The following is a 6,316-nucleotide window of genomic DNA, read 5'->3' as shown; positions in this document are numbered from 1 at the left end:
GCATGTAGTGCAATTCGGGCTTGCACGGCCCGGCAACATTGAATCGCCGTGGCATGGGCTTCCTCCTGGTCGTGTGTCGGTCAAGTATACCATGCCTGGGGTCTTCGGCTGGTCTTTCAACGGGCCGCGGGCATGCCCGGGAACGCGGGCGGCCCGCTCGCTTCGGGAACAACAGCGGTTGGTCCGCCCGCGCTCCCGGGCCGTGAAGGGTCAGCAAATGTCGTTGACACCCTCATGCATCGTCTGTGTAGGAAGTCTGCTGGCGAGGCATGGCAGGGCATGCGCAACGCCAGATCTCCGGGGTCGCCGTCGCCGTCAACGGCTCGGCTCCTGCGTGCCAAGCCGGCCTTCGCCGGCTGGATGAGGCCGCGCAGGCGGCCTTCGCGACCCGTAGCCGAGGGCTTTAGCCCGACGGTGCTCCGGTCAGGATGACGCAGATGCGGAAGCTATAATCTGCGTCATCTGCGGACACTATCTAATCGAAAATGGCATCACTTCAGCAACCGCTGGGCTACAGCAATGACCTGCTCGGGCGCAATCGCGGCCATACATTCGGGGCCGCGGGTGCCGCGTGGACAAGTATCAAAGACACCACACGGGCTGCAAAAGAGGTCGGCCCGCAGCACGCGCTGCCGCTCGCTGTCGCCCCACGGCCCAAAGCGTTGATGGTCGCTTGGCCCAAAGAGGTGCATCGTTGGCACACCCTGGCTCACCGCGAGGTGCAGCGGCCCACTGTCCACCCCGAGCACCAGGGCAGCGCGGCCAAGCAGCGCCGCCAGTTGCCCCAGACTCGTTGCCCCGGCGAGCGTCAGCGGGGCAGGCTCGACGAGGGCCGCCAGTTCGGTAACCAACGGCGCTTCACCGGGGCCACCAGTACAGATAAGGCGTACCCCGGGCAGCCGCGCCAAGTCGTTGGCAACCTGTGCCCACGCGGCGACCGACCAGTGTTTGACGGTACCGCCCGTGCCAGGATGGATGATCACCATCCGCTCGTCGGGGTGCAGGTGGGCAGCACGCCAGTCGCTCGCCCAGTGCTGGGCGTCAGCCGTGGGCGTAAAATGCAGCGCGGGCAGACCAGGGGCAAGATCTGATGAAGCTCCAGGTTGCACCAGTGCCTGCACCACCTCCAGGGCCTGACGGGTGACGTGGGTACGCGGGTCATAGGGCAGGGCCGTCGTTAGGAACGGTACCGAACGGGGGTGCGCGTGGCCGATGCGCTGGGGGATGCCTGCGAGCGCAACCAACCCAGCCCCCCACCAGTGGTCATCACGCAAGAGCAGCGCCGCATCATAGCGGCCCTGGCGCAAGAGGGCGGCATACTTGCCCAGAAGCAGATAGGGGCGCAAGCGGTTACGCCCCTTGCTGGCGCGCTCGAAGCCAGGAAAGGGCAACTCGAGCAACTGATTGAGATCCGGATTGGTCTGCCACATCTGGCGTGACCAGGGGCCAACCAACCCGACCAGGGTAGCGTTGGGCAACGCCTGCCGCAACTGGCGCAGGGCAGGCGTTGCAAGCAACAGATCACCAAGATGATCCGGTTTCACAACCAGGATACGCTGTGGACGGTACACCTGCATAGGCTTAAAAGCAATACCATTCAAGTAAGCCCACACCAAGCCGCCAAGGGTTAGCGCACCTACACTAAAAACTTTGCGCCTTTGCGCCTTTGCGTCAAAAAACCGCCTTTTTGGCAAGGTATTGGGCTTAAAAGAGCATCGCCCCGCACTCGCGGGCGAGTTGCCGCAAGCGCTCAGCAATGGGCTTATTGGCACGCCGCTCTTCCTGGTCGGCCAGTTCATTGAGTTGCTTGATCAGTTCTGGCGTAATCCGCGCAACATTGGTACGCAAGAGCCGTGTTGCTGTCTGGGGAGTCTCGGCCATCAGCAACTCATTGATAAAACGCTCTTCGGGCGAGAGGCGGGCCTGGATGACATCAATCGCAACATCGGCCAGGCGGGTCAGCATGGTCTCGATATCATCGCGTCCGGCACGCTGCGCGGCCCCAACATTGGCCGAAAGCACCATCATAAAGGCTTCGTCAATCGCTTCACCGCGCTCACGCAGGGCTGCCTCGGGATCGGGGGCTTGCATCACCTCTTGCAGCAGGGCACTGCCCGCCTCGAACATGGCCTCGGCTTCGCGGTCGAGTTGTTCGACCGCCGCGAGAATGCGAGCACGTCGGTCAGTGAGGGCCGCTGCGGTTGCCTGCTCACCGGCCTGTTCGGCAGCCTCAATTCGGCCCGTCAGCAATTCAAAAAAGCCATAATCGAGCACCGGGCGCAACTCGGCCACTGCCAGGTCAAGCTCTTCATCGGCTACCGCAACGAGACGCTCGAGCGCCTCTTGCATCTCCTCCTCATCGGGTGGCTCTTCGTCGTAGGTGTCAAGCAGTTGATTCTGGATCGCCATCAGCAACTGGCGTGTTTCGGCCTGATCAGGGGGCGTTGCCTGCACAAAAGCCGACAGCGTCGCAAAAAACTCGGGGGTCAGATCAGTCCGTCGTTGCGTCACCATTGACGCAAACTGATCCTCATCACCAACCACACTCGCGAGCTCACTGATCAACTCGATATGGGCACGCTGCCGATCAAGCGCCTCACGGCTCACCCCGTCGGCTTCAAAGATCGCCTCGACGAGCGACTGCATACTCAAAAAACGGCGCGGGGCAAGCAGATATGCCCGTGACACGTCTTTGGGCAGCTCGCGCAGCAAAAAACTGGTCGCTTCACCAACAAACTGCTCTTGCTCCTGCGGGCTACTATTCAACTCGGCTGGAACATGGACAAGGCAGAGTTGCTTGGCGGCATCGTGATAGACAAGCGGAGCACCAATCATGCTCGGGGTACGACACTTTGGGCAGACAGCCACATTTAGCTGGCCCCCCAGAAGGGCCGGCTTCAATTCAGGCTGTACAGTTACATCAACCAGCGTATAGATACCAGTGCGAAAAGACGTACCACACGCCGGGCAAGTAATTTGCACAGGCTGGGGGGCAACCGGGGGCATAATGCGCTCCAATCCTTTTTCGGTTTCACTTCGGGCTTGATTATACCAGGATTCAGAGGACCCTCATGCCCGCTCGGTCACACCAACCACAGCATAGAGGGGGTCACTGAGCCAGCGTCGTGGTGATCGATCCAGGGAGACAATTTCGTCAAAACAGCCGGCCAGTTCAAAATAGCGCCGCACCAGGATGCTATGCTGTGCATCACTTGTATTGACCCAGATCTGCACGGCTTTGCTGGGGAAACAACGGTTGGAAAAGGTCACAATAAAGGGCGAACCAGGGCGCAAGACACGTCCCATTTCGGCAAAGACCTCAATCGGGCGCGTCATATATTGCACGGAAACCGTGCAGACCGCACCATCAAATGAGGCATCGTCAAAGGGCAGGTGCGGTTCTTTATTGAGATCATGGATCACACACGCATCGAGTTGCGCATTGTTGCGCATCTCTTCTTCATTCAGCCCCAGGCCAACCACCTCTGCATACGTGACCTCAAGTGGCATATGGCTGACAAAACTACTCATCAAATCAAGTATGCGCCCGCCAGGTGGCAACAACTCGCGGAAGAGTTGTGACGTCGCAGCCGAGGCAGCCTCATCAATATGCGCCGTCAACCGTGGGTAGAGGTAAAAACCACGGTCGTCGCTTTCATCATAGCGCTTGAAGTAATTTGCGGGCAGACCGTTCTTCTCCAGGCGCAATGTACTACTCCTTACATCACATCGTGTCAGACAACCCGACAACAGCACGAGCTATTTACGATTCCTGTTATAGTATAGGCTGATTTCTGATACTGGCGCAAGGGTGCGCACAGTAAAGGCTGTGACGAGGAGAAGTGACTATGCGCGCGATTCACGTTCATGCAACAGGTGGCCCCGAGGTTTTGCAACTGGTTGACATCACCCCACCCGAGCCTGGGCCTGGTCAGGTACGCGTCCACGTGGCCGCCATCGGGCTCAATTTTATTGACACCTACCATCGTACCGGGCTCTACAAACTGCCCTTGCCCTTTACCCCTGGGATGGAGTTTGCTGGCACGATTGATGCGCTGGGCGCAGGGGTGACGGGTTGGACCGTTGGCGATCGGGTCGCCACCGCTTCGGGAGCGGGTGGTTATGCCGAATATGCCCTGGCCCCTGCCGAGCGCCTGGTCGCCGTGCCCGCCGAGGTTGCTTTGAACCAGGCTGCGGCGGTGATGCTCCAGGGCATGACGGCGCACTATCTGGTGACGAGCACGTATCCGTTGCAGTCCGGTGAGACCTGCCTTGTCCACGCAGCCGCAGGTGGGGTTGGGCTCTTGTTGGTGCAGATGGCGAAGGCGATCGGCGCACGGGTCATCGGAACTGTTTCGACAGAGGCCAAAGCGGCCCTTGCACGGGGTGCCGGGGTCGACGAAGTCGTTTTCTATACACGTGAGTCCTTTCCCCAGCGCGTGCGTGAGTTGACCGACGGGCGTGGCGTTGACGTCGTCTACGACTCGGTCGGGGCGACAACCTGGGAAGGCAGCCTCGACAGTCTGCGGCCCCGGGGCATGATGGTCACCTTTGGCAATGCGAGTGGCCCGGTGCCGCCCGTCAGCCCCCTGGTCTTGAGCAGCAAAGGCTCGCTCTTCCTGACGCGCCCGACCCTGGCTAACTATATTGCGACGAGCGAAGAATTAGCCTGGCGCACAGGCGATATCTTTGCGTGGATCGGCAGTGGCAACCTAAACGTACGCATTGATCGTAGCTATGCGCTGGCCGACGCCGCAGCGGCGCACCGTGCGCTTGAAGGACGCGAGACGACCGGCAAGGTCTTGATTTTACCATAAAGGTGCGCCGTATGGCGCACCTTTATGGTGCATTAAGTGGCAAAACACAAAGAGGAACGCATGCGAATTGTGATGAAGTTCGGCGGGACATCGGTGGGCAGTGCCGATGCCATCCGCCATGTGGCCCGGATTGTCGCTGACAGCCACCGCGAGCACGAGGTTGTGGTCGTGGTGTCGGCAATGAACGCCCCCGATTTACGTACGACCGACACCCTGATCGCAGCGGCCAAGGCCGCAGCTGCCGGCAATGGTGAGGCAACGGGCGATGTTGCGCCACGTTTGCTCGACCTTCATCTGCAAGCCGCCGCCGAACTTGCTACACCCGAAGAGTGTGCCGCCCTTGAACCCGAATTGCGGGCGATGCTGGCGTATCTGAGCAATCTTTCGCATAGCATTGCGGTGCTCGGCGAATTGACGCCACGGGCGCTCGATCTCTTTAGCGGGCTTGGCGAGCGCCTCAATGCCCGCCTCATTGCTGCCGCACTGCGTAGCGCTGGTCTTGCCGCTGAAGCCGTTGATGCGACGCGCCTCATTGTCACCGATGAACACTATGGCTCGGCGGCACCGCTGATGGACGAGACCCGTGCGACGAGCCGGGCGGTGCTTGAACCAATGCTGGCCCAGAAGATTGTGCCCGTGGTGACCGGTTTTATTGGGGCCACCAAGGCTGGCGTGCCAACGACGCTCGGGCGCGGTGGGTCCGACTATACGTGTGGTATCCTGGGTGCCGTGCTTGAGGCGAAGGAAGTCTGGTTCTGGAAAGAGGTTGACGGCGTCCTGACGGCCAATCCGAAAGTGGTGCCCGAAGCTCGTACCCTGCCACGCCTCTCGTACAACGAAATGGGCGAGATGGCTTACTATGGGGCCAATGTCTTGCATCCCAAGACAGTACGCCCGCTGGTGCAAGCAAAAATCCCGATCCGTATTCGCAACACCTTTAACCCGGCGCATCCAGGCACCATCATCAACGGAACCGACATGCCCGGCACGGCACGGGCAGTCACGGCGATCAACGATGCCAGCCTGATCACTGTCGGCGGGCCGGGTATGCTTGGGCTGACGGGCGTCGCCGCACGGATCTTCGGGGCCGTGGCGCGGGTAGGCGCCAACACCCTGCTGATCACCCAGGCGTCCAGCGAACAGAGCGTCTGTTTAGCTGTGCCCCGGGCCGAGGCCGCGGCGGCGGTCACGGCCTTGCGCGCCGAGCTCGCAGCTGATTTGTCCAGCCACAATGTCGAGCATGTCGAAGTGCTCGACCAAGTCGTCATCATTGCCGTCGTCGGCTCGGGAATGCGCGGCACCCCAGGCATTGCCGGGCGCGTCTTTGGTGCGCTGGGCAATGTTGGCATCAATATTATTGCCATTGCCCAGGGTAGTACCGAGAATAATATTTCGTTGGTGGTTGCGGCGAGCGATGGCGATGATGCCGTACGTGCCATCCATCATAGCTTTGACCTCTGATGAAGGGCCAAGGCCGTAACTTCGTGTATACTATCCGC

General features: G+C 60.5%; 5 protein-coding genes. 2 read left to right on the top strand and 3 right to left on the bottom strand.

Features of this window, described 5'->3' with window-relative positions; all coding sequences use genetic code 11:
• Window positions 1-491: 491 nt before the first annotated feature.
• From EKD05_RS13800 to EKD05_RS13790, 3 genes are all read right to left on the bottom strand, one after another.
• Window positions 492-1,577, bottom strand: coding sequence for a glycosyltransferase family 9 protein (locus EKD05_RS13800; RefSeq protein WP_129673667.1), 1,086 nt, complete (start codon window positions 1,575-1,577; stop codon window positions 492-494).
• Between the two features lie 127 nt (window positions 1,578-1,704).
• Window positions 1,705-3,006, bottom strand: coding sequence for a CpXC domain-containing protein (locus EKD05_RS13795; RefSeq protein ID WP_129673665.1), 1,302 nt, complete (start codon window positions 3,004-3,006; stop codon window positions 1,705-1,707).
• Window positions 3,007-3,069: 63 nt separating this feature from the next.
• Window positions 3,070-3,708, bottom strand: a complete 639-nt coding sequence (locus tag EKD05_RS13790; RefSeq protein WP_129673663.1) for a class I SAM-dependent methyltransferase — start codon at window positions 3,706-3,708, stop codon at window positions 3,070-3,072.
• 140 nt (window positions 3,709-3,848) lie between these two features.
• Between EKD05_RS13790 and EKD05_RS13785 the strand changes: the two genes are divergently transcribed.
• A complete protein-coding gene (locus tag EKD05_RS13785; protein ID WP_129673661.1) occupies window positions 3,849-4,817 on the top strand; it encodes a quinone oxidoreductase in 969 nt (322 codons plus the stop codon).
• 60 nt (window positions 4,818-4,877) lie between these two features.
• Window positions 4,878-6,278, top strand: a complete 1,401-nt coding sequence (locus tag EKD05_RS13780; RefSeq protein ID WP_129673659.1) for an aspartate kinase — start codon at window positions 4,878-4,880, stop codon at window positions 6,276-6,278.
• The last annotated feature ends 38 nt before the right edge of the window (window positions 6,279-6,316 follow it).

Source organism: Candidatus Chloroploca sp. Khr17 (genome assembly GCF_004138165.1).
Lineage (GTDB): Bacteria > Chloroflexota > Chloroflexia > Chloroflexales > Chloroflexaceae > Chloroploca.
This window is presented reverse-complemented; position numbering and strand designations above follow the sequence as displayed.